This window comes from Bacillus sp. 105MF (assembly GCF_000374885.1).
GTDB classification, from domain to species: domain Bacteria; phylum Bacillota; class Bacilli; order Bacillales; family Bacillaceae_G; genus Bacillus_A; species Bacillus_A pseudomycoides.
In genome coordinates, this window is the sequence record NZ_KB895570.1 from 37,126 (window position 1) to 56,079 (window position 18,954).

Annotated in this window: 20 protein-coding genes and 2 pseudogenes; 13 read left to right on the top strand and 9 right to left on the bottom strand. The window is 34.4% G+C overall.

All coding sequences use genetic code 11. The annotated features are described in order from the left end of the window. The first annotated feature begins 208 nt into the window (after positions 1-208). Complete coding sequence (pdxR, locus tag C564_RS0109855; protein ID WP_018765205.1) at positions 209-1,645, top strand: MocR-like pyridoxine biosynthesis transcription factor PdxR; 1,437 nt, start codon at positions 209-211, stop codon at positions 1,643-1,645. Positions 1,646-1,695: 50 nt separating this feature from the next. Next, positions 1,696-2,118 (top strand): YfmQ family protein, encoded by a 423-nt coding sequence (locus C564_RS0109860; protein ID WP_018765206.1) that lies wholly within the window; start codon positions 1,696-1,698, stop codon positions 2,116-2,118. A gap of 113 nt (positions 2,119-2,231) precedes the next feature. Here C564_RS0109860 and C564_RS0109865 read toward each other — a convergent pair whose 3' ends face one another. After that, positions 2,232-2,921, bottom strand: a complete 690-nt coding sequence (locus C564_RS0109865) for a Crp/Fnr family transcriptional regulator (protein WP_018765207.1) — start codon at positions 2,919-2,921, stop codon at positions 2,232-2,234. Positions 2,922-2,994: 73 nt separating this feature from the next. On the opposite strand from C564_RS0109865, the gene C564_RS0109870 reads away from it, so the two are divergent. Further along, positions 2,995-3,783 (top strand): HAD-IIB family hydrolase, encoded by a 789-nt coding sequence (locus tag C564_RS0109870; RefSeq protein WP_003199369.1) that lies wholly within the window; start codon positions 2,995-2,997, stop codon positions 3,781-3,783. A 76-nt stretch (positions 3,784-3,859) separates the two neighbouring features. On the opposite strand, the gene C564_RS34595 is transcribed toward C564_RS0109870, so the two are convergent. Beyond that, positions 3,860-4,324 carry a CBO0543 family protein gene (locus C564_RS34595; protein WP_231382312.1) on the bottom strand — a complete coding sequence of 155 codons (465 nt, stop codon included), beginning with the start codon at positions 4,322-4,324 and terminating at the stop codon, positions 3,860-3,862. After that, a complete protein-coding gene (locus tag C564_RS0109880; RefSeq protein WP_179877660.1) occupies positions 4,236-5,447 on the bottom strand; it encodes a DUF2515 domain-containing protein in 1,212 nt (403 codons plus the stop codon). The genes C564_RS34595 and C564_RS0109880 overlap by 89 nt, the downstream gene beginning before the upstream one ends. Before the next feature lie 224 nt (positions 5,448-5,671). Between C564_RS0109880 and C564_RS0109885 the strand changes: the two genes are divergently transcribed. Then, positions 5,672-6,061, top strand: a complete 390-nt coding sequence (locus C564_RS0109885; protein WP_003199373.1) for a VOC family protein — start codon at positions 5,672-5,674, stop codon at positions 6,059-6,061. A 129-nt stretch (positions 6,062-6,190) separates the two neighbouring features. On the opposite strand, the gene C564_RS0109890 is transcribed toward C564_RS0109885, so the two are convergent. Next, positions 6,191-6,835: a YczE/YyaS/YitT family protein gene (locus tag C564_RS0109890; RefSeq protein ID WP_018765211.1), complete on the bottom strand. Its 645-nt coding sequence runs from the start codon at positions 6,833-6,835 to the stop codon at positions 6,191-6,193. Between the two features lie 503 nt (positions 6,836-7,338). Between C564_RS0109890 and pepT the strand changes: the two genes are divergently transcribed. Next, on the top strand, positions 7,339-8,571 hold the full coding sequence (gene pepT / locus C564_RS0109895) for a peptidase T (protein WP_018765212.1): 1,233 nt from the start codon (positions 7,339-7,341) through the stop codon (positions 8,569-8,571). 197 nt (positions 8,572-8,768) lie between these two features. Here the strand turns inward: pepT and C564_RS0109900 are convergent, their stop codons facing one another. From C564_RS0109900 to C564_RS0109910, 3 genes are read right to left on the bottom strand one after another with little or no spacing between them, the layout of a single operon-like run. Further along, complete coding sequence (locus C564_RS0109900; RefSeq protein WP_018765213.1) at positions 8,769-9,872, bottom strand: DNA-3-methyladenine glycosylase 2; 1,104 nt, start codon at positions 9,870-9,872, stop codon at positions 8,769-8,771. 10 nt (positions 9,873-9,882) lie between these two features. Further along, positions 9,883-10,404: a methylated-DNA--[protein]-cysteine S-methyltransferase gene (locus C564_RS0109905; RefSeq protein ID WP_018765214.1), complete on the bottom strand. Its 522-nt coding sequence runs from the start codon at positions 10,402-10,404 to the stop codon at positions 9,883-9,885. Position 10,405: 1 nt separating this feature from the next. Continuing rightward, complete coding sequence (locus C564_RS0109910) at positions 10,406-11,002, bottom strand: bifunctional transcriptional activator/DNA repair enzyme AdaA (protein WP_018765215.1); 597 nt, start codon at positions 11,000-11,002, stop codon at positions 10,406-10,408. A gap of 180 nt (positions 11,003-11,182) precedes the next feature. Between C564_RS0109910 and C564_RS37350 the strand changes: the two are divergent. The 7 genes and pseudogenes from C564_RS37350 to C564_RS0109945 form a co-directional block, all read left to right on the top strand. After that, positions 11,183-11,275 (top strand): annotated as a pseudogene (locus C564_RS37350) (exonuclease III); the annotation flags it as partial. 343 nt (positions 11,276-11,618) lie between these two features. Continuing rightward, the gene (locus C564_RS0109920) at positions 11,619-12,584 is read left to right on the top strand and encodes an iron-hydroxamate ABC transporter substrate-binding protein (RefSeq protein ID WP_018765216.1); all 966 of its coding nucleotides are present in this window, start codon (positions 11,619-11,621) and stop codon (positions 12,582-12,584) included. A 19-nt stretch (positions 12,585-12,603) separates the two neighbouring features. After that, positions 12,604-13,611: a FecCD family ABC transporter permease gene (locus tag C564_RS0109925; RefSeq protein WP_018765217.1), complete on the top strand. Its 1,008-nt coding sequence runs from the start codon at positions 12,604-12,606 to the stop codon at positions 13,609-13,611. 22 nt (positions 13,612-13,633) lie between these two features. Continuing rightward, the gene (locus C564_RS0109930) at positions 13,634-14,626 is read left to right on the top strand and encodes a FecCD family ABC transporter permease (protein ID WP_371388593.1); all 993 of its coding nucleotides are present in this window, start codon (positions 13,634-13,636) and stop codon (positions 14,624-14,626) included. Positions 14,627-14,641: 15 nt separating this feature from the next. After that, entirely contained in the window at positions 14,642-15,460 is an 819-nt protein-coding gene (locus C564_RS0109935; RefSeq protein ID WP_003199311.1) for an ABC transporter ATP-binding protein, read from the top strand. Positions 15,461-15,485: 25 nt separating this feature from the next. Then, positions 15,486-16,307: an alpha/beta hydrolase gene (locus C564_RS0109940; protein ID WP_018765219.1), complete on the top strand. Its 822-nt coding sequence runs from the start codon at positions 15,486-15,488 to the stop codon at positions 16,305-16,307. Between the two features lie 207 nt (positions 16,308-16,514). Then, positions 16,515-16,820, top strand: a complete 306-nt coding sequence (locus tag C564_RS0109945; protein ID WP_003199315.1) for a metal-sensing transcriptional repressor — start codon at positions 16,515-16,517, stop codon at positions 16,818-16,820. A 329-nt stretch (positions 16,821-17,149) separates the two neighbouring features. On the opposite strand, the gene C564_RS0109950 is transcribed toward C564_RS0109945, so the two are convergent. Further along, positions 17,150-17,422 carry an HU family DNA-binding protein gene (locus C564_RS0109950; protein ID WP_003199316.1) on the bottom strand — a complete coding sequence of 91 codons (273 nt, stop codon included), beginning with the start codon at positions 17,420-17,422 and terminating at the stop codon, positions 17,150-17,152. A gap of 101 nt (positions 17,423-17,523) precedes the next feature. Next, positions 17,524-18,339 carry a formate/nitrite transporter family protein gene (locus C564_RS0109955; protein ID WP_018765220.1) on the bottom strand — a complete coding sequence of 272 codons (816 nt, stop codon included), beginning with the start codon at positions 18,337-18,339 and terminating at the stop codon, positions 17,524-17,526. A 420-nt stretch (positions 18,340-18,759) separates the two neighbouring features. On the opposite strand from C564_RS0109955, the pseudogene C564_RS36720 reads away from it, so the two are divergent. Further along, positions 18,760-18,954 (top strand): annotated as a pseudogene (locus tag C564_RS36720) (BC_2427 family protein); the annotation flags it as partial.

The window sequence follows — 18,954 nt, forward strand, 5'->3', positions numbered from 1 at the left end:
ACAATAGGAGTGGGAATTCAATTCGTATATCTATTTAGTTACTACTATTCACATTGTAGAATGAGTGAATATCTTCATAGTTGGGAATGAATAGGGCAAACTATGCTAAATTCAAACAGCGAAATACTTAGTATATAACAAACAGAGGTTAACACCTTAATTTTATTTTAATCAATAAAAAGTCTGCTGATAAGGGGGAGGGAATTAGATGGAATGGAGACCCAATCGTGCAGATAAAACGCCAGTCTACAAACAAATTGCTGACTATATAGAACAGGGGATTTCTTCAGGAGAATTTTCTTCAGATAGTATGTTACCTTCGGAACGTACTTTAGCAAAAGAGTTGCAAGTGAACCGCAGTACGGTAGTAGCGGCATATGAGGAACTGAAATCACTTGGGGTAGTAGAGAGAATAAAAGGAAGTGGAACGCGTGTAAACACAGATATATGGGGGATATCGCGTAAACGTACGCCAAATTGGGGGAGATATGTAGAAGATGGTTCATTCCTCCCGAATCTACCGCTAGTTCAAAAAATTCGAACAGAAACTCAGAAGGATGATTTGATTAATTTAGCAAGTGGTGAGTTGTCACGGGATTTGTTTCCTGCTGACCAGTTTCGCAGGATTCTCTCAGAACAAATATTTATGGAGAATCTAGGATATGATCATCCACAAGGAAATGAAAAGTTAAGGGAAACGATTTCTTCACATGTAGATAAATATAAAAATATCGATGTTGATCCACGCTCTATTTTAATTACATCAGGGGCGCAGCAGGCACTTAATCTTATTGTGCAGTGCTTGCTTAAGCCAGGAGATGCCATTGCTATTGAGAATCCATCGTATTGTTTTTCGCTTCCGATGTTTAAATCTGCCGGGTTAAAAATATACCATTTACCTGTGGATCAACATGGCATGAATCCGGATGATTTGATAGATTTACACAGAAAGCACCGAATTCGCATGGTATTTCTAAATCCGGATTATCAAAATCCAACCGGAACGGTCCTTTCATTGTCTCGTCGCAAAAAGATTTTGGGATTGTCATCTGAATTTGGTATACCAATTGTGGAAGATGATCCTTATAGCTTAACTTCTTTCAATGGAGAAGTAAATCCAACCTTAAAGTCTATGGATACGAATGGAAATGTTCTATATATTAGTTCATTATCGAAAATCGTAGCATCTGGATTGCGTATTGGGTGGGTGATTGGTCCACCTCAGGTCATTGAGCGTTTAGCAGATGCAAAGCAGCAAGTAGATTTTGGACATAGTGTCTTTCCTCAATGGATAGCGAATCAATTCTTAGAATCAGAAAATTTTCATGCGCATATTTCTATGCTTCGTAAACAGCTGAAACAGAGAAGGGATCAATTAATCACAAGTCTTGGGGAACTTTTAGGGAATCAGGTTGAATTTCATGTTCCAGAAGGCGGTATCCATTTGTGGTGTCAAGTGCAGGGTTCAATTGATGAATATCATTTATTAGGAAGAGCGATACAAAATGGTGTAGCTTTTGTTCCAGGGAGTGTATTAGGTTCGAAAAAAGAATATGTACGTTTTACTTTTGGAAGAGCGAACACAGATCTTATTCATGTAGGGATTAAAAGATTTGTAGAGACTCTAAATAGTATTCGACGATAATAGGAATCATGTAATAATAAGAATTTAGAATGTAGTGGAGATGATAAAATATGACGACCTGGTTTATAGTTATGTTAGTTCTTTTCGGTGGTCTTAAAATAGTAGTGTCAAGTCTTCCAACCTCTGTTGTGGAGTCTTTTGTCAGTAGATTTGAATTGCATCCACAACTTAATGGTGAGGCTGTTACCGTAACAATTGACGGAAACCGATTAGCAGATGAAGATAAACTTCAAATTATTGATTACTTTAACGAAGCAATATTTTTAGAGAAATATTATTTTCCACCAGAGGGCAGTGAGACTCCATTGATCATTGATACGAAGAGAGGAAAAAACGATGTTAGGTTTTGGGTTTATAGTTACAACGATCATGTTGATGTAGTCAAACAGTACAAGAGGAAAGTAGTCGCGTATAGTCTGCGTTCCAAAAGCCTTCAAAACCATTCTATGTTAGTAATGGGAGAGGTAGTTTAACAGATTTTTAAAGGGACAGTCTAAAACCCATTACAAAGACAAATCATAAAGAGAAGGAGCAATTGGAATGAGTTGCTCCTTTTTGGAATGCAACAATATTTAGTATAACGATATTATTCGTATCTTAAACCATTAGAAATACGTTCAATAGATTCCCAATCTTTTACGATAATTTGTTTGTTTTCTTTGCGAATGACATTCGTTATACTTAATTTTTCGATAATGCGATTTAGATGTCGAGTTGTAGTACCGATAAGTGAAGCGATCTCGTGATGATCTGTTGTACGGATTTCTCTCCCGAATAGTTTAGAGGTATTTCGTATTGTGCATAAGTAACTTGCAAATCGTGTTTCCACTGAAGCTAACAAATTAATACGTGAGGCAGTCGTACATGTTTGTAGTTTGTAAGTCACATGGTGTAAAAGTTCTTGTGAAAAAGCAATGTCATGTAAAAGTACATTATTAACATAGTGTTTATTGATAAAAATAAAATCGGTTTTTTCTTCAGCGCTTACATGCGATTGTATATTTACATTTTGAATGAGTTCAATATCACCCATAATGGAAACGGCAGAACAAAATCGAAGTAATAATGCTTTTCCTGTAATTACACTCGTCGTAATTTTTGTACGTCCAGATATTTGAATGTATAGACCGTCAATAGCTTCTCCTTCGTGTAACACAATCTCTTTTACATCATATCGTCGAATTTGAAATGGGTGATGAAGATGTGTAAAAAGTTTCTGTATATGTTCATTTGCTAAGTAAGTTGATAGTAGCAAGTCGTCTTCAATTTTTTTCATGATTTTCCTCCTTTTTCGGACATCTGTCCTGTTCATTATAAAAGAATTTTTTTACATTAAAAAGAAAGGAGTGATGTATATGAAATTTATTTTTGATATTGATGGTACAATTTGTTTTAAAGGAAACCCATTAACGGAAGGTATAATTCAAGCATTAGATACTTGTCATGCTAGAGGACATGAAATCATATTTGCATCTGCTAGACCAATAAGAGATTTATTACCTGTAATACCAAGGCATATGCATCACTATTCAATGATTGGTGGAAATGGGGCATTTGTTGTAAAAGAAGGAAAAGTCATTGAGGTTACACCATTTGATAAATCAACAATGAAGTCTATTCGGTCATTAATAGAGGAGCATCACCTTGCTTATTTGATTGATAGTCAATGGGATTATGCTTATACTGGAAGTGAAAATCATCCAATTTATCGCAACATAGATCCTGATAAATTAGCTACTAATGTATCGATTGATTGCATCGATGAAATGGTGAAAGTTGTGTTGTTCCCTGATGGGAATGAAGAAAAATTAGTGGAAGTGTTAAATGAACTACCTGTGCAAATGTATGCACATCATCAAGAGGACATAATTGATATAAGTCCATTAGGGATTGATAAATGGAAAGGATTACAAAAGTTAGGAGTAGAAGAAGGATCATTCATCGCTTTCGGTAACGATGCAAATGATGTACCAATGTTTTTGCATGCGAAAGAGGGAGTTTGTATTGGTGATCATAAAATGTTGCGCTCCGTTGCATCTATGAGCCTACAGAGTAATGAGCAATGTATTATTGAAAAAATTATTAAGTTATCAGACATAGAATCTAGGAATATATGGGACTTAATGAGGAACCTTTAAAGCAAATTAGAAGTTGGTTTCTAATTTGCTTTTTCTTTATATAGTAACTTTGTTTTTATTAATCTACAACTACTACTTAGTATTGTAGCCACCGATAAATCTTCCACATAAAAAACATGAAAATCATATATCCAAAGAAAGAATAATAATGATGCCAGTTTTCATTGTGAGTAAACAATCCTAAGCTTTCAGCAAATTGTTCGGATATACTTGCACAAATGCCGATTAGCATAATAAATAGAATTCTTGAGAATGTAGATAAAGCTTTGGCAATATGTAAAAAGAAAGCAGTAAAGGTTGGCAATATAAATAATGTAAAAGCGATATTGACCGAAAACATATTTGGAAATGGTCTGACTGGAAAAGCATATATTTGTTTACTAACAAATAGATAGTCTAAATATGTTCCAATGAAACAGGAGAAAATGATGGCGACTATAAATGCTAGGTGATTACTCTTCTGTTTCTTCTTCTCTGAGAAGGATATTTTTTTTCGTAAGAATTGCAAGTTCAATTTTTTCCATCGTTTTACAATAGTCATCCTCAATCTTCCCATTTGTATTTTCTCCTTTATCAATGAAATAGTCTACGATACGCCAGTCTTCAAACCAGTCTCCTTTTTCTGCCTCTTCATGTTTCAAATCTTTCCATGCGTATATTAATTGAGGGCTGTATAAACGATTTGCATCTTTTCTGAGGTGACATTTTTTTATTCTACGTTTATAAAATTCACGAGAAAATGACTCATTTACATCAGAAAACAAATGAGGCCAGTAGTCTTTCCGTGAAGCAGTATGCGAATGATCGTGAGCCCAATTTATTACTTTGGATAACGTATGTTCGTTGCGAAACAATAAAGAGTATAATCGTTTGCCTAGTAGAATTCGTTCATGTAAGGAGGTAAAGTGTTTCATTGTATCACCAAATAACAATGTTTTTTGTTTGGTCTCATCTTCATAGTATGGAAAAAGGATATGATTAAAACGGAAGAAGTCAAAGAGCTTAAATCCAATACTATCTAGTACGGTCTTTTTAAAGTGATCATTTTGAATGACTCTTTTTTCTAAATAGCTTTGTTCATTAATAATCGTTGCTATAGCTAATGTATAGTGATTGCCCGTTTTCCAAAAATGGTTCCACATCGTTTCCATAAACGTTGAGACATTGAGATGGGGTAGGAGGTAAAAGAGAGTTTTAGATCTTTTAAGGCTTTGTTCATATAGTAAAAATTGTGGATACACATCTTGGAAGATTAACCAGTTTCCCCGTTCTAAAAAAGAGTAGTAGGTAAGTTGGTCTTTTTCTGATAACAATCTTGTATATAAATCCCCTTTTAAATCTGTCATATTCCAACCGCCATTACGTGATACCATATGTCCGAGTAGAGCCCAGTGTATTTCAGGATGCTGAAGGTAAAACTGATAATAAGCACGTGTTCTCGTCACGTTATTTTTGTTCAGTTGTTTTGTTTGTTCTGTAATGTTATAAATAAGCATTTTCTCTTCTATTGTTAATGCAGCCTTTTTAAAGGAAGCGGTACTACTTTTGCTTTTTTTCTTTAGTTCATTTTTTACATCTAAAAGAGAAAGCGGGATCGCTTTGGAAGACCCGTTCCATTTTCTTTTTCGATTGTTTTCATACATTTTATTTCCTCCTGTTAACATGAATTTCAACAAATAGTTTAATAGAACGGTTACCATCATTTTATTACACATATTCTGAATAAATGTGGACTGTTTTTGGGGGACATAAACAGTGTAATATTTTTTACTATAAGCACGATAAGTCTTTTGTACTATTTCATCTTCATACGAATGAGGGATTCAATAAACGTGGAACTCGATTATATTAACAGATAGGAGCATAAAAAATATAAGGAGAGAAAAGCATGAAGAATTGGGTTCAAATTAGAATTGCACGCCCGACAGCTAAATTTGAAGAAGTTATCGCATTTTATGAAGAAGGATTATGCTTAAAACGGATAGGGGAATTTCATAATCATGAAGGTTATGATGGAGTTATGTTTGGATTACCTGATGTAGAATATCATTTAGAGTTTACAAGGCATATCAACGGCAGTCCATGTCCAGCTCCAACAAAAGATAACTTACTTGTGTTTTATATGACTCATAAAGCTGAGATTGAAAAAGTAACTAACAGGTTACATGCGATGGGTTATGATGAAGTTGAACCAGAAAATCCATACTGGAAAGAAAAAGGTATTACAATAGAAGATCCTGACGGGTGGAGAATTGTACTCATGCATATAGAGAAATAAAAGTAGTATATTTATAAAAAAGAGGTCATTTGTTCTAGTTTCCCGTTAAAAATTCAAATATAAAAAGAGTCTATTTTGATGATACTGTCTTCAAAATAGACTCTTATATTTTTGTTAAGTTTTATATATTTATAAATTCGCACTAATGTGGTCTTTCTTTTTCCTCTCTAAAGTATTTAAAAAGATTTGAAATACTTTAAATGATTGCTGGAATATTGGACTTTGGATAAAAGTGTATAAGAATGTTACGATGAAAACGGGACCTCCTAGAATGTATCCAATTACAAGCACAATACTCTCCACAATGATTCTAGCACGACTTACAGATAATCCAGTTTTATCCGAAATGGCAAGCATAAATCCATCCCGCGGTCCTGCACCAATTCCGGCAGCGACATACATGCCACCTCCAATGCCTGTAATTATGATTCCAGCAAGTAAAATAAGAAGATTTATCCATAAATACTGAGTAGCATGAGGAAGGATATTCAATCTCAAGAAAAAATCCATAATAGGACCGATTAGCAGTGCATTTAAGAATGTCCCTACGTTTATGTATTTTGGATCTACTACTAAAGAAACCAGAACGAGAAATAAACCGCATATAACACTCCATGTGCCGATTGTCCATCCGAATCGCTGAAAGAGTGCCATATTCAGAACTTCCCATGGATGCAGACCAAGGAATTTAACTTTTACCGCAATGGCGTTTCCGAGTCCAAAGAAAGTTAACCCTAAGAAAAAAAGAAAATACCGAAAGAGTGTGAGTCCCATCTTTAATCCCCCTAATATTATATATAATTACGTATATTACATGTAGAAATTTAATTATACAAATATTTTTTCTTTTTAATGAAAATGAATAATTTTAGTTTTTATGTGTGTGTAGTAATCAAAAGGTGAAACTACTCTTAATATAGGGGTTGTTACCAGTGAACAGACGAGTACTATTGATAATATACTTATTTCAAGCTATTTGTTAGTTTGTATATTATGTAAATATCATTCATTAGTAAAATGAATATTTTTGATTTTATAAATAGGGAATACTAATGTATTTTTGTACTTACAGTAAAAAAATCTATATAAGATCTGTTACTAATTTAAGAGGAAAGTATATATTTTTATATCTTCAAACAAGGGAGAACATACGCTTTTTAATGGGGGCGAAATACTAAATGTAATGAAAAAACGACATGGTTACAGTCAAAAACTTTAAAAAATTTCACCATGAGGATTATAATAAAGAGAGGTTCATGAAAAAGGAGTGAAATAATTTGAAACAAGAGCTTATAGAAAGATTTACAAGATATGTGAAGGTAGATACACAATCGAATGAAGAAAGTCATACAGTACCATCAACACCGGGGCAAATTGAGTTTGGAAAATTACTAGTTGAAGAATTAAAGCAAATTGGTTTGACAGAAGTAACGATGGATGAAAATGGATATGTCATGGCAACGCTTCCTGCCAATACGGAAAAGGATGTTCCTGTAATTGGTTTTTTAGCTCATTTAGATACAGCAACTGATTTTACAGGAAAGAATGTGAAACCGCAAATTCATGAGGATTTTGATGGGAAGGCAATTACATTAAATCAGGAATTGAATGTTGTTTTAACACCAGAGCAGTTTCCAGAACTGCCATCATATAAAGGGCATACCCTGATTACGACGGATGGAACAACACTTCTTGGTGCGGATGATAAAGCAGGCCTCACAGAAATTATGACGGCTATGAATTATTTATTACATAACCCACAAATTAAACATGGAAAGATTAGAGTGGCATTTACGCCTGATGAAGAAATCGGTCGGGGACCATCTCACTTTGATGTGAAAGCTTTTGGAGCATCTTTTGCTTATACAATGGACGGAGGTCCGCTTGGAGGATTGGAGTATGAGAGCTTCAATGCTGCAAGTGCAAAACTTACTTTTAAAGGAAATAATACGCATCCTGGAACAGCAAAAAATAAAATGCTAAATGCAAGTAAGTTAGCGATGGAGTTTCATGCGAAGTTACCAGTAGAAGAGGCACCTGAATATACAGAGGGGTATGAAGGTTTCTATCATCTTATTTCTATAAATGGTGATGTTGAGCAAAGTAAAGTTCATTACATTATTCGAGATTTTGATCGTGATAACTTCGAGACTCGTAAAAATACAATCACGAATATTACGAAACAGATGAAAGAAAAATATGGTGAAGAAAATATCATTCTTGAGATGAATGATCAGTATTACAATATGCTTGAGAAAATTGAACCGGTCAGGGAAATTGTTGATATTGCGTATGAAGCGATGAAAACTCTAGATATTGAACCAAATATTCAACCAATCCGCGGGGGGACCGATGGCTCTCAATTATCATATATGGGCTTGCCGACGCCAAACATTTTTACTGGTGGGGAAAACTATCACGGTAAATTTGAATACGTTTCTGTAGATAATATGGAAAAAGCTGTTCAGGTTATTATAGAAATAGCAAGATTATTTGAAGAGCAGGCATAAAAAAATCCAGGTAGTGAAAAAAGACTATCTGAATTTCTTTTTAATTGCTCAATGATATACTTACTTGTAATTGCATTTGGCATTCTCACGTTAGTAGATATCAGTAGGGAATATAATTCCTGGTTTCACTTTATAGTATGAACAATAGATAGGTTTTACTTATTGAAATGAACCTATCTATTGTTGTGCTGAAGAATTTAATACAGAACTCGCCATAAATAAAAGGTCGCATAGGATTCCCAATTCTTCCATGCTGAAGCATACTCTCTTATTTCTTTTTTTGTTGGTTTATGATCTGACCCTGTTAAAAGTTTGATCACATTTTGTAGGCCAACATCATCAATTGGAAAAGCGGAAGGGAATCTTAGACAACGCATTAAAACATAATTTGCTGTCCATGGTCCAATACCACGTATGTCGGTTAATGTTTTCTCAGCATCTTTTAGGTCGCTTTTTATGAACGATTCTTTACTTAGGTTGCCTTGTGTAATGAGTTTTGCGACACCAATAAGATATTCACATTTCCTCGTAGTCATTTTTAATTCTGTTAGATCTTTTACTGTTAGATTTGCGATGAACTCTGGTGATGGGAATATCCAATATTTCTGTCCATTCCATTCGATATGTTCGCCGAAGGATTCAACAAATCGTCTTTTTAACGTATATGCAAATGTGAGATTAATTTGTTGACCAAGAATACCCCAACATAGTGCCTCAAATAAATCAGGGATTCCCATATTACGGAGTCCGTAATAATCGTTGATTGGTGTAGACAGAAGTACATCGTCTTTTGCTAAATCGTAAAATGGAGTTAGATCCGTATCTAAATCAAACCATTCTCTTACATATCTCGCTACTGTAGCGCGAACCCATTTCTCAGGTGGCGTCTCACCACCTAAAAAGCGAACATGGATGTTCCCCTCATCATTTACACTTGTCTCGATTAATGGGTTTTCTCCCTCAATCGGAATGACTCTATAAATTTTATTATTTTCAATGTGAAACATACATTCATTTTTGGAACGTGAAAGATAGTGTGAATTTTGTTTAAAGCTAAATTCTTTCGGAACAATTAATGTTATGCTGTCATTTTCATCTTTCCACGCTGTATATGGAAGCTCAGGACAACAATTTTTACAAGGCTGATAACCAGTTTGTTCCGCTTCTTTTCTAGATTTAAATTTTCGATTGTTTCTTGGAGACTGTTTTTGTTCGCACCAAGGGAAGCAGTAGTTTTTCGTTGTTTTGTTACCTATAAAATAAGGAGCATCCCATTCAAGAGGAATTGTAACATTCTTCATTTTCAACCACCTACAGTAATATTTTTTCTAATGTTAACAATTCTTTTTTCATTGCTAAACCACCTCTAAAACCAGATAATTTCCCATTCTTCCCAATCACACGATGGCAAGGGATTGTAATTAATAGAGGATTGGCTCCAATCGCGGTACCAACAGCACGTACTGATTTTGGTTTTTGAATAAGCTGTGCAATATCTGAGTAGGAATAGGTTTTTCCATAAGGAATTTCACGTAATGTATTCCAAACAGTTAATTGGAAAGGCGTTCCGTGAATGTCAATAGGACATGTAAATACTTCACGTTGTTTTTTTAGATACTCTACTAGTTCTTGAACATACGGTTCTAGCTTTAAGGGTTCTTGAACGAAAGTATGTTTCGGAAAACGTTTTTTCGTCCAAGTGGCTAATTCTTCAAAAGTTTGATGTTGAGATCCTACAAAGCATAATCCTGTTGATGTTGCGGCAATATACATATGCCAATTTTCATGAACAAATAGCGTCCAATATATAATTTGATTTGTTTTAGCTTCCATGTTATTGTACCTCGTTTATAGGATTCATTTTTCGATATTCAGTAGGGGTATATCCCGTTTTCTTTTTAAATAATGTTGCAAAATGTGCAGTGTTGGGTATACCCATAGTAAAACCAATTTCCATAATTGTTAGATTTGTATCCGCAAGATAGTGCATAGCTTTAGCAACCCTTATTTGTTGTATATATTCTAGTGGAGTGATGCCTTTCATTCGCTTAAAAGTACGCTGTAAATGATAAGGACTGCCATGACACATATCTGCAAGTATTTCGAGAGTTAATGCTTCACGATAATGTTTATCGATATACGCTGTAATTTGTGTTACCCAGTCTTCATCAGGTAACTTGCTTCCATTTGGCTTACAACGTTTACACGGACGAAACCTTTCGGATAATGCTTGTTTTGCATTGAGAAAAATTCGCACATTATTTTTGTTAGGTGTTCTAGATTTACATGATGGTCGGCAAAAAATACCAGTTGTCTTTACAGCGTAAAAAAATTTGTCATCATAAGAAGAATCGTTGTGTATAATGGCTTGCCAATGTTCATCCGTCAAATTATTTACACTTGTTTCTAATTGTAATCTTTCATTTTGCATAGGATCACCTCCAAAATTAGTATACCCTGAAAAAAGTACACATGTACGCATTTACGAATGTAAGAGCAAGATTACAAAGGTGAAAAAATGATAGTCTCTTTATTTTGTGTTAGCATGTAAGCAGAAAATAAAAATATGAGGCGAGTATTAATGCTATGACATCAAGAAGGGGAACAAAAAGTGAAATTTATTTCGTGGAATGTAAATGGTTTACGAGCAGTTATTGCAAAAGGTGGTTTTATAGAATACTTAGAGGAAGCGGATGCGAAAATCAATCGTGAAGTAATGGGGTCAGATCATTGTCCTGTTGAATTACATATGGAATTTTAGAAAAAATAAAAAAGCAGTATCTATCTTGGATGAAGGATAGATACTGTTTTTTTATTTGTTTTGTTAAAATTTTTCAAATCATTCTTGAAATAATTCATTTATAACTATATACTTAATAACGATAATCATTATCAATAGATGGGGAAAAGATAATTTATTATTAGGGGAAGTGAAATAAATGAGTTTTAATTTTAAATAGATGTATTGTAAGGGGATACATGGAAAGAATATTTCACTAAAATACTATATTTAAAGATTACAAATTTGGAGAGGAGTATTTATAGACATGAATAAGAAATTATTTACACTAGGAATGGTCACAGTATTAAGCGTAGGTCTTGCAGCATGTAACAGTGCAGATAAAAGTTCAGGAGAACAAAAACAAGAATCAAAAGCAGCTGAAACGAAAAAAGATGAGAAACGAAAGATTACATATCTAGGAAAAGAATATACAGTACCCGCGAAAGTAACGAACATTGTAACTGCTAGTTTAGAATCAATGGAGGATGCGGCGGTACTTGGTATTAAGCCAGTAGGAGCAATTACTATAGGTGGAAAATTACCAGCGAACGTTGCGAAAGATTTAGAAGGTGCAAAATCTATCGGAGAGAAAATGCAACCGAATTTTGAAACATTACTTCAATTAAAACCAGATGTCATTACATCTAGTACGAAATTCCCACCAGAGGCCAGTGAAAAGTTTACGAAGGTAGCTCCAACGTTCCCAATATCACATGTTTCAACAGATTGGGAAGATAATTTAAAGCTGATGGGGGAACTTTCTGGTAAAAAAGATAAAGCAGAAAAAATTATTAAAGATTATAAAGCTGATGCTGCAAAAGCAAAAGAAAAGATTGGAGATAAATTAAAAGATAAAAAGGTGCTTGTAATAAGACTAAGAGCGAATAACTTATACCTTTATCCAGAAGGAGTATACTTCAATCCTGTAATTTATAAAGATTTAGGATTAACTGTTCCAGAACAAATTAAAGCTGTAAAAGCACAAGAAAAAATTTCTTTAGAAAAACTGGCTGAAGTCAATCCAGATTATGTATTCTTGCAATATGAGGCAAGCGAAAATGATAAACCAAAAGTGTTAGAAGAATTAGAAAGTAATCCAATTTGGCAAAGTATGAATGCCGTAAAAGATAAAAAAGTATTTGTAAATACTGTTGATCCAATCGCGCAAGGTGGTACTGCTTGGAGTAAAACAGCATTTTTAAAAGAAGTAGTGAAAAATTTATCTAAATAAGTAAGGTGCGTTGAATGATATGCGGAAAATAAATGCAGTACCAATGATAATTTTATGCTTAGCGCCCATATTTATTTTATTTACAGTTATGCTATCTATTTTATATGGGGCAAAAAATATCGATTTTGAAACAGCTTGGAATGCATTGTTTCATTTTGATTCAGGAAATGTAAATCATAATATTATTATTACTTCTCGTTTACCAAGGGTAGTTGCAGCTCTTTTAGTCGGAGCATTTCTAGCCATATCAGGAGCACTTATGCAGGGGATGACAAGAAACTATCTTGCATCCCCTTCTATTATGGGTGTGACGGATGGCTCAGCTTTTGTTATTACGATGTGTATGGTATTTCTTCCAGGAATGTCTTCAGTTGGTATGATTTTATGTTCTATGCTTGGCTCGGCATTAGGGGCAGGAATTGTTTTTGGTTTTGGTTCACTGATTCGGAATGGATTATCACCAGTTCGATTGGCGATTATAGGAACTGTTATAGGGACGTTTTTAAGTAGTATTTCTGCAGCTATTGCTTCCTATTTTCAAGTTTCGCAAAATATTAGTTTTTGGTATAACACAAGATTAGATCAAGTGGATCCGAATGTACTTAAGTTAACAATTCCTTTCGGTATAGTTGGCATTATTTTATCCCTTCTAATTTCAAAATCTATTACGATTCTTTCGTTAGGAGAAGAGGTTTCTATTAATTTAGGACAGCGTACAAAGCTTGTAAAAGCTACTGCAATTCTATCCGTTGTGTTTTTAACAGGTACTGCGGTTGCTTTAGTCGGGAAAATTGGTTTTGTAGGACTCATTATTCCTCATATTACTCGCTTTTTAATCGGGGTAGATTATAAATGGATTGTACCTTGTGCCGGTGTAATTGGTGGTATTTTTCTAGCTTTATGTGATGTGTTAAGTAGATTTGTAAATTATCCATTTGAAACGCCAATAGGGGTCGTTACCTCGTTAATTGGAATTCCTTTCTTCCTTTATTTAATTAGAACAAGAGGAGGGGAGAAGCATGCTTAGAGATGCACTGTCGCGTTATGTAATGACAATGAGTATTATCATACTTTTAATTTTGAGTGCAATTTATATTAGTTTAACGAATGGTACGTTTGATATTACGATTACAGATGTATTTCGAACGCTATTTCGAATTGATCCTGTACCTGAACATGATTTAGTTATATTTGATTTCAGGCTTCCGAGAATCGTAATCGCAGGATTAGTAGGATTAGGTCTTGGGATTGCAGGTGCTGTTATTCAAGGGGTTACAAGAAATGGTTTAGCTGATCCTGGTATTTTAGGGATTAATGCGGGAGCGGGTACTGCAATTGTGATCTTTATGTTTTTCTTCCAAGGACAAATGAAAAGCACAGATTGGATTTCTATTATGATGATGCCGTTGTTTGGTCTAGTCGGCGGGCTAGGTGCCGCTATATTAATTTATATGTTTTCTTGGCGAAATGGAAAATTAGATTCACAGCGTCTTTTGTTAACGGGGATTGCGATAGGTTCAGGCTTCGGAGCATTTTCTATGTATTTATCATTGAAGATGAAAGCAACTGACTTTGAAATGGCTGCTGTATGGGTTTCGGGAAGTATATATAATGCAAACTGGAAGTATATTATTGCTATGTTGCCATGGCTCATTATCTTAATTCCAATTATCAAAAGAAAAGCGTATTTACTCGACTTATTTCAATTGGAAGAGACGAGTATAACAAGTTTAGGAGTTTCAGTAGAAAGAGAAAAATCGATTTTATTATTAAGTAGTATTGGGTTAGTGAGTGCATGTGTTTCTATTTCAGGAAGCATTGGATTTATTGGTCTAATGGCACCACATATTGCGAAACGTCTGGTCGGCATTCATCATAATCATGTAATTCCTGTATGCGGTGCAATTGGAATGTTACTCGTGATTGCTTCGGACTTTATTGCAAAAACTGTTTTTGCACCAGCTGAATTACCAGTTGGGATTGTAATTTCGATTGTTGGTGTACCATATTTCCTATATTTGTTATACAAAGCAAAGGCGTAAGAGGAGTGATAGAAAGTGAAGGTTCTAAGCGCTGAGAATTTAGAAACGAGTTATGAAAAATTTACGGTTTTTCGTGATTTAAATGTAGAAATACAAGAAGGAAAAGTAACGACAATTATTGGACCAAATGGATGCGGGAAATCTACATTGTTAAAAACAATGGGCCGAATTTTAAAACAAAAAAGTGGTAAGGTATATTTACAAGGACAAGATTTACATACAATTCCTACAAAACAAATTGCGAAGCAGCTAGCATTACTTCCGCAAAACCCAATTGCTCCGGGAGAGCTTAAGGTAGAAGAATTGATTTCTTATGGACGCTATCCACATCGAAACAATGTAAATAAATTATCATCTAAAGATAAAGAAATTATTGAATGGGCGATGGATATTACAAAAACGACTGCTTTTCGCAAACGCCAAATTGCAAATTTATCCGGTGGACAAAGACAAAAAGTATGGTTAGCGATGGCATTAGCACAAGAAACGGAAGTTCTATTATTAGATGAACCGACTACATATCTTGATATGTCTCATCAATTAGAAGTATTGCAAATTGTTGAACGATTAAATAGGGAGCATAATTGTACGGTAGTTATGGTACTGCATGATATTAATCATGCAGCAAGATTTTCTGATGAAATTATTGCAATGAAGGAGGGGCAAATTGTTACAATAGGAAACCCAATAGAAATTATTACGAATGAAGTGCTGAAAAATGTATTTCATATTGATGCACGCGTCATGATAGACCCGTATAATGGGGCTCCTGTATGTTTCGGTTATGATAGTGTGTTCCAAGAAGAAAATACTGAAATATATGTAACTAGCTAAAATGATAAAAGGAGGGGAGAATTACATGAATACTAGTATTGAAAAAACGGATGTTACTATTTCGAATATAGAGCAATGGAAGATGTATTCGAGACTAGGGAATCGTGAGTATCAAATTTATATTTCGAAGCCAAAGCAACCTGCTCCAGACTCTGGATATCCCGTGATTTATGTATTAGATGGAAATGCATTTTTTCAAACGTTTCAAGAAGCTATGAACATTCAATCGGTAAGAGTAGAAAAAACAGGGGTTGCGCCATCAATTATTGTTGGTGTTGGTTATCCAATCGAAGGAGTTTTTGCGGCTTCTGAAAGGTGCTACGATTTTACCCCTTCTTCACCTTCGGTGGATGCACCGCCGAAACCTGATGGGAAACCATGGCCTAAGTCAGGAGGAGCAAGTGAGTTTTTAGCATTTATTCAAGATGAATTGAAGCTGCAAATTGAAAAGAATTTTGAGATTGATAAAGAAAAACAAACAATATTTGGACATTCGCTTGGTGGATTATTCGCTTTACATGTATTGTTTACAAATACAAACGCCTTTCAAAATTATTTCATCAGTAGCCCATCGATTTGGTGGAATAATAAGTCTGTTCTTGAAAAGGAAGCAACGTTTATAAATGAACTGAGTAGAGCGAGTTCTGAAGTCGGAGTCTTTCTGACAGTGGGAGCATTAGAAAGAGATCATATGGTTCAAGATGCAAATGCATTATCTGAGCGTTTAATGAACTTGCAACATAATAAGTTTCGATTTGCATTTTATGAAGCTGAGGGAGAGAATCATGCATCAGTAGTGCCAACTGTTTTAAGTAAGGCACTGCGCTTTGTAAGCAATTTATTCTAATCGTTGTTTTTTTAGTAGAAGTGAATTTGTGTGGGAATTGCTTTCGTAGTTGAGTTTTGTCATATAAGTAACGAATAAATAGAGGATATAGGTTGTTATTTGATTCTTATATAGGGTATCACCATATGTAAGTTTAATGCTATAATTGGTATACTCATGGGGGCATTGTTCCCTATGGATGGGGATAAACTTTAAGAAGGTGATAAAATGGATCATAATGAAAAAACAGAGGTTACTACCCATAGATCGGATAAAGAAAAAGAACAAATCATGAATAGGTTAAAGAGAATTGAAGGGCAAGTACGTGGTATCCAGAATATGATTGAAAATGATCGCTATTGTGTTGATATTTTAGTGCAGATTTCAGCTATTAATGCTGCAATGAAGAAGGTTGGTATGGGGATACTTAAAAATCATACAAATCATTGTGTTTCTAATGCTATTAAAGATGGTAATGGAGACGAAGCAATTGAAGAATTAATGAAAGTGTTTGAACGATTCTCAAAAGCGTGATAGAACAAGCTAGTATTGGAGCTAGCTTGTTTTTTATTTTTTCATGGAAAAGTTTTTTATCTGTGTTGATACTTTTATGCACAGTGTTATTTCTAAATTTAATTTTAGTAAATGTACCTGGAAATGTTGTTTATCCATGGGTAGTTCCAATGTTATTTAGCTCACATGAAGGGGTAGGAAGGGCTTTTATTAATTATCCAATTAGGATTATAAGTTTGACGAGTCTTTTTATAATGGAGTTAATTTCATTAATTAGAGAGCATAAACGAAGAATATAACATTTTAAACATAAAAAATAGCCTTCTCATAAGCGAGAAGGCTATTTTTCATTATTTTACTGCTTCTTTTAGTTCTTTACCAGCTTTAAATGCAGGTACTTTTGAAGCTGCGATTTGCATTTCTTCACCTGTTTGTGGGTTACGGCCTGTACGAGCAGCTCTTTCACGAACTTCAAATGTACCGAATCCGATAAGTTGTACTTTTTCACCAGCTGCTAAAGTATTTGTGATTGATTCTACTACAGATTGTACAACTACAGTAGCTTCTTTTTGAGAAATTTCAGCTGTTTGTGCTACATTTTTAATTAATTCTGTTTTATTCATATCTTCACCTCATATGTAAATAATGCTATTTAAGTTGTTATTATAACGTATAAAAGAGAAGAGAACAAGTGTACTATAGGTTTTCTCTTAAATTCTTTTTGTTAAGCAGTTATAGATTCTTTCTTTAATTCCGTTGTTTTGCTATTAGACTGCTCTCGTTTGTTATAAGCCAAGAAGTAAGGGAGCGCTACAAATAGCATACCGCCGACTAAGTTTCCAAAGAAGACAACAATGAAATTTGGTAAGTATTCCATCCAAGTTAGATGCCCTGCAAAGATGGCGGCTGGAATAACAAACATATTGGCAACAACGTGTTGAAAGCCAATTGCAACAAAGGTCATAACTGGGAACCAAATGCCAATTACTTTTCCAGTGAATTCTTTGCTACCCATACTGAGCCAAACTGCTAAGCAAACAAGCCAGTTACATCCAATAGCAGAGACAAATGCTTGTATTGGTGTGTCATGTAGTTTTGCTTGAGCGATAGATACAGTTTTGGCTAAAAATTGCCCTTCTGTTAATCCGACGATGTGGCCGAAAAAATAGGCCACAAATACAGCGCCAATAAAATTGCTAATCGTAACAATTGTTAAGTTTTTTAATACTTTAAAGAAAGAGATTTTTTTTGAAAACCAAGCGATTGGTACGGTCATCATATTACCGGTCACTAGTTCGCCACCGGCAAGAATAACTAGAATTAAGCCAATAGGGAAAACAGCAGCTCCTAGAAAACTAGTAAAGGATCCCCAAGATTTTGGCATTGTTCCAATGACGTGAATATCGAGTAAATAACCTAGTGCTATGAAAGCCCCGCCAAAAAAACCTAAAATTAACATAGGTAGTAGCGGCAAAAGTGCCTTTTTTTGACCTGAACTTGCGGCCAATTCAGTAATTTCTTGTGGTGCATAGACAGACATGAATAACCCCTCCATATTTTGATAAATGACTCTATTTCCATTAATGAGTTTTTCTGCCTTATTAATGGTTAAATTGATAAATTCGGGGGAACGAGTAAGGTCCCTCGATTAAGCGTTTTCTTTTCTCAGAACATGAAGATGAGATTTTTTCAGAATGAAAACAAAAAACACCAAAAATGCTACTCATCTTGGTAATTAAAAGTAAAAATTACTTAAAGTTGTTCTGTAGAATCTTTCATCAACAATGAAATATGAATAAAAAGTATATACATTGCATATCATGTTGACAAAATTATGTTACATAATTTGAATAATTTTGTCAATTCGTGGTAAAAGTAGGAGGATAGAAGTTAGGATATTCTATGAAAAATGATAGACATATAGTTTTAACGTTTCAATTCATCAGTTAGGAAGTGATTGATGATGAATAAACCGTGGATCGCTAATAAACCGATCGGTAATAAACCAATAGATAAAATTTTTTCTAAGCATAAAATAAGCACTGAGCTGAAGGTGGGGAAAAATGCCTCCTCATGGATTGGAATAGAAGAAAATTCATTTTCAGAGAGTGGAGTGGAAAAAAATGCCTCCTCATGGATTGGAATAGAAGAAGAT

What these genes read in the sequence shown, in the direction of transcription:
- pdxR (WP_018765205.1), top strand. Translation starts at nt 209, where the DNA reads ATGGAATGGAGACCCAATCGTGCAGATAAAACGCCAGTCTACAAACAA.
- C564_RS0109860 (WP_018765206.1), top strand. Translation starts at nt 1,696, where the DNA reads ATGACGACCTGGTTTATAGTTATGTTAGTTCTTTTCGGTGGTCTTAAA.
- C564_RS0109865 (WP_018765207.1), bottom strand. Translation starts at nt 2,921, where the DNA reads ATGAAAAAAATTGAAGACGACTTGCTACTATCAACTTACTTAGCAAAT.
- C564_RS0109870 (WP_003199369.1), top strand. Translation starts at nt 2,995, where the DNA reads ATGTATATGAAATTTATTTTTGATATTGATGGTACAATTTGTTTTAAA.
- C564_RS34595 (WP_231382312.1), bottom strand. Translation starts at nt 4,324, where the DNA reads ATGACTATTGTAAAACGATGGAAAAAATTGAACTTGCAATTCTTACGA.
- C564_RS0109880 (WP_179877660.1), bottom strand. Translation starts at nt 5,447, where the DNA reads ATGTTAACAGGAGGAAATAAAATGTATGAAAACAATCGAAAAAGAAAA.
- C564_RS0109885 (WP_003199373.1), top strand. Translation starts at nt 5,672, where the DNA reads ATGAAGAATTGGGTTCAAATTAGAATTGCACGCCCGACAGCTAAATTT.
- C564_RS0109890 (WP_018765211.1), bottom strand. Translation starts at nt 6,835, where the DNA reads ATGGGACTCACACTCTTTCGGTATTTTCTTTTTTTCTTAGGGTTAACT.
- C564_RS0109900 (WP_018765213.1), bottom strand. Translation starts at nt 9,872, where the DNA reads ATGAAGAATGTTACAATTCCTCTTGAATGGGATGCTCCTTATTTTATA.
- C564_RS0109905 (WP_018765214.1), bottom strand. Translation starts at nt 10,404, where the DNA reads ATGGAAGCTAAAACAAATCAAATTATATATTGGACGCTATTTGTTCAT.
- C564_RS0109910 (WP_018765215.1), bottom strand. Translation starts at nt 11,002, where the DNA reads ATGCAAAATGAAAGATTACAATTAGAAACAAGTGTAAATAATTTGACG.
- C564_RS0109920 (WP_018765216.1), top strand. Translation starts at nt 11,619, where the DNA reads ATGAATAAGAAATTATTTACACTAGGAATGGTCACAGTATTAAGCGTA.
- C564_RS0109925 (WP_018765217.1), top strand. Translation starts at nt 12,604, where the DNA reads ATGCGGAAAATAAATGCAGTACCAATGATAATTTTATGCTTAGCGCCC.
- C564_RS0109930 (WP_371388593.1), top strand. Translation starts at nt 13,634, where the DNA reads ATGACAATGAGTATTATCATACTTTTAATTTTGAGTGCAATTTATATT.
- C564_RS0109940 (WP_018765219.1), top strand. Translation starts at nt 15,486, where the DNA reads ATGAATACTAGTATTGAAAAAACGGATGTTACTATTTCGAATATAGAG.
- C564_RS0109945 (WP_003199315.1), top strand. Translation starts at nt 16,515, where the DNA reads ATGGATCATAATGAAAAAACAGAGGTTACTACCCATAGATCGGATAAA.
- C564_RS0109950 (WP_003199316.1), bottom strand. Translation starts at nt 17,422, where the DNA reads ATGAATAAAACAGAATTAATTAAAAATGTAGCACAAACAGCTGAAATT.
- C564_RS0109955 (WP_018765220.1), bottom strand. Translation starts at nt 18,339, where the DNA reads ATGTCTGTCTATGCACCACAAGAAATTACTGAATTGGCCGCAAGTTCA.